Source organism: Moorena sp. SIO3B2, assembly GCF_010692525.1.
GTDB lineage: Bacteria > Cyanobacteriota > Cyanobacteriia > Cyanobacteriales > Coleofasciculaceae > Moorena > Moorena producens.
Genome location: NZ_JAAHHE010000963.1, coordinates 1 through 1,129 on the forward strand (window position 1 = coordinate 1; position 1,129 = coordinate 1,129).

The 1,129-nt window shown below is 48.8% G+C and carries 1 protein-coding gene and 1 pseudogene; one reads left to right on the forward strand and one right to left on the reverse strand.

Annotation, left to right across the window (positions count from 1 at the left end):
* Positions 1-39 precede the first annotated feature (39 nt).
* Positions 40-855: pseudogene (locus tag F6K38_RS42725) on the forward strand (colicin uptake protein); the annotation flags it as partial.
* Between the two features lie 48 nt (positions 856-903).
* On the opposite strand, the gene F6K38_RS42730 reads toward F6K38_RS42725, so the two are convergent.
* Complete coding sequence (locus F6K38_RS42730) at positions 904-1,068, reverse strand: alpha/beta hydrolase fold domain-containing protein (RefSeq protein WP_287360962.1); 165 nt, start codon at positions 1,066-1,068, stop codon at positions 904-906.
* Positions 1,069-1,129: the final 61 nt, after the last annotated feature.

Sequence of the window (1,129 nt, forward strand, 5' to 3'; positions counted from 1 at the left end):
CGTCAAGCGATTCCCCTTGATAAGAATGAAGGTATCTATGTGCGTAATATTCAGACTGGTGAACTCAAACTGGTCGGTGGTCCTCAGGCTTATATGCTCACTCCCTATGAGAAGCTTTGGGAAAAAGAACTGCCATCGGTAGTTGAGGAACTGTTGGGTCTATTTTTTGCATCAACAGTTCCTCAACTGCCATCGGTAGTTGAGGAACTGTTGATGCAAAAAATAGACCCATTGTCTGGACGTGGTCAGGATTCTGTAGCTGGAGGGGATCAGTCCGAGCAAAAATCAGGAGTACGCCAACGTCTATCCCAACGGGATAAGACTAGAGCAGTTGTGTTTCATATTCCTCAAAATGCTGCTGTACAACTTCATGATTATAAAAACAGAACTGCAAGAACTGTATTTGGACCGGACTTGGTGATGCTCGAACCAGATGAAGCCTTTACTGTGCTTTCTTTGTCAGGTAGCAAGCCCAAACGACCTAATGTAATTAAATCCTTAGCCTTATTACTCGGTCCTGATTTTATGACCGATATCTTTACCGTAGAGACAGCAGACCATACCAGATTACAGCTACAGCTGTCCTATAACTGGTACTTTGATGTGGACAGACACGATGAACAAACTGCAGCTAGACTGTTTCAAGTACCTGATTTTGTGGGAGATACTTGTAAAGCGATCGCATCCCGAGTGCGGGGTGCTGTAGCAGGGGAAAAATTTGATGAATTTCACCGCAATTCAGCCCGGATTATCCGACTGGCGGTGTTTGGCACTGATGAAGAAGGTCATATTCGAGATGAATTTCGTTTCCGAGCCAATAACCTAGTAATTACCAATATTGACATTCAGTCAGTGGAGCCAGTGGATGAAGAAACCTTAAGGAGCTTGCAAAAGTCAGTCCAGCTAGCGATTCAAATTACAGACCTGCCCGTCGTAGTTCGTGTGCTCGACCGGTACGCCGGCCGCGCGGAGCTGCTCCGCGTAGGCGATGCCCTGATCCCGAAGCGGGTCGAACTCGGCGGTGATGATCAGCGCCGGTGGAAGGTTCGACAGGTCGTCGGCCGCCAACGGTGAGACCCGCCAGTCGTCGAGGCCGTCGCCGGTCGGCAGGTACCGTTCCCGGAACCAG